This window comes from Winslowiella arboricola, assembly GCF_025527015.1.
Taxonomy (GTDB): domain Bacteria; phylum Pseudomonadota; class Gammaproteobacteria; order Enterobacterales; family Enterobacteriaceae; genus Erwinia; species Erwinia arboricola.
Window position 1 is genome coordinate 1 of the sequence record NZ_JAODIM010000007.1, and the last position, 243, is coordinate 243.

At 48.6% G+C, this 243-nt stretch carries 1 rRNA gene; it reads left to right on the forward strand.

The features are described 5' to 3' along the window. Positions 1–75 (forward strand): 23S ribosomal RNA (locus tag N5923_RS00030); the annotation flags it as partial. Between the last annotated feature and the right edge of the window lie 168 nt (positions 76–243).

Below are 243 nucleotides of genomic sequence, written 5' to 3' on the forward strand. Positions count from 1 at the left end.
CGTTGATAGGCCGGGTGTGTAAGCGCAGCGATGCGTTGAGCTAACCGGTACTAATGACCCGTGAGGCTTAACCTTACAACACCAGAAGTGTTTTGGTGAGCGTGATGAGAGACGCGAAATTTTCAGCTTAGTTCACCGGATATAAGAATCAGCAGAAACGAAAGATTTTGCGCTGAAGCAAGGCGGCAAGTGAAGGAAAGGAAGGAGCATACTTTGGTATGTGACTGACTTTACGAGCGGAGC